Annotated in this window: 2 protein-coding genes; both read left to right on the forward strand. The window is 55.4% G+C overall.

The genetic code is table 11. From position 1 onward, the window contains the following. Positions 1–417: DUF6396 domain-containing protein (locus CER19_RS28715; protein WP_256660361.1), on the forward strand; the 417-nt coding region annotated here is incomplete at its 5' end. Positions 418–458: 41 nt separating this feature from the next. Then, a complete protein-coding gene (locus tag CER19_RS02825) occupies positions 459–1,691 on the forward strand; it encodes a sel1 repeat family protein (RefSeq protein ID WP_371921534.1) in 1,233 nt (410 codons plus the stop codon). Positions 1,692–1,853: the final 162 nt, after the last annotated feature.

The raw sequence follows: 1,853 nt of genomic DNA on the forward strand, positions 1-1,853 counted from the left end.
ATCCTCCCCTTACCCCCGGCCAAACTCCCCGCCTGGGACGGCAAGCTGCAATGGCTGGAAGCCCGCTTGGCCAATGTCCCACCGCCCAAGCCCACCGAGGCACTGATCAACCAACTGGCCAAAGCCATGGTGCTCGATCCGGCCACCGGAAAACCAATGCCCGGTTCACCGGCTTTCAGCCAAGCCAATTTCCCTGTGCGTATCTGCTACAGCGGTGAGACCTGCCCGGAGACGGGCTACTGGAAAATCATCTGGCCCAACGATCTCGCGATTAGGTGGAAAGAAGTCATTCGCCACTTTGAACAGGGCGAGACCATGCCAGTACATCAAGTCGAGCGCACTTACCCACGCCCTTGGCCGCTCTCCGAAAAGATCACCTTGCGCGATGAAGCGGTGGAGTGGGGGCTGCTCGGATGATGCGCCTGTCTTTTGTCGTAACACTACTGAGCGCAGCCTTAATGAGCTATAGCGTCTCTGCGCGTCCATTAAGTGTGGTCTTGAATCCGCTCACTGAAATCAAGGCCAAGCTGGCTTTTACCTGTGTACACGAAAAGATCCCTGCACCATCCGCCGAAGCCGATGAGTTGTTCCAGTACGCGCGTTGGTTGCAGAAGAACAACCAACTCAAGCAAGACAAGACGGTCGATGTTGAGATCGAACGGTTGTATCGCACTGCTGCCGAGAACGGTCATTACAAGGCCAATATCAATTTGCAGAATGGCACGATGCGTGGATTCTTCAAGTTGCGGGGTGAGGAACACTTGCGCTTGAGCCAGCAATTGATCGAGGCAAAAGTTGCGACGGGTTATTACTTTATCGGGATCTTCTTGCAACAGGGTTCTGCCGGGCTGAAGAAAGACCCGGAAATGTCGTTGCGTTACTACCGTAAGGCGGCTGATCTGGGCAATGCTCAGGCCCAGTATTACGTGGGTGACAAACTAGAACCGAGTAATATTGCTCCGGATGTCGCTCGCCAAATGTATCGTTGCGCTGCTGAACAAGCGCATGGTAAAGCCGCTACGGCATTAGGTGTTGATCTCAAATATGGGAAAAAATACCATGAAGCGCTTGAGGCGTTCCAATTAGGAGTCGCTGCTGGTAGCAGCGTTTCGGCCTCTTTTTTAAGCAAAGGTTTTCGTAATCCGCCATCCACTAACGAGTTACATTACCTCGGCCAACAGGAAGACTTGGAGCGTGCAGAACGCTACGAGCAAATCGGCAAAGTACTAGGTAACTACTCCTACGCCGACCCCAAAGTCCCCGAAATCAACGATATCCTCCCCTTACCCCCGGCCAAACTCCCCGCCTGGGACGGCAAGCTGCAATGGCTGGAAGCCCGCCTGGCCAACGTCCCACCGCCCAAGCCCACCGAGACACTGATCAACCAACTGGCCAAAGCCATGGTGCTCGATCCGGGCACCGGAAAGCCAATGCCCGGTTCCCCGGCTTTCAGCCAAGCCAATTACCCGGTGCGTATCTGCTACAGCGGTGAGACCTGCCCGGAGACGGGCTACTGGAAAATCATCTGGCCCAACGATCTCGCGATTAGGTGGAAAGAAGTCATTCGCCACTTTGAACAGGGCGAGACCATGCCAGTACATCAAGTCGAGCGCACTTACCCACGCCCTTGGCCGCTCTCCGAAAAGATCACCTTGCGCGATGAAGCGGTGGAGTGGGGGCTGCTCGGATGACGCAAAGTCAATCCGACATCGTCGTGCCCCTTGCCCTTCAGCACACCCAGGAGGCGACATGCGGTGCACCCTGGTTTGTGTGTGATACCGAATACCATCCCGCCATGGCGGCTTATTTCCCCTTGGTTAACGGCGAGGAAGCCTTCAAGGCCTTACATGGCT

Origin of the sequence: Pseudomonas sp. GL93 (assembly GCF_003408955.1) — a bacterium.
GTDB lineage: Bacteria > Pseudomonadota > Gammaproteobacteria > Pseudomonadales > Pseudomonadaceae > Aquipseudomonas > Aquipseudomonas paracarnis.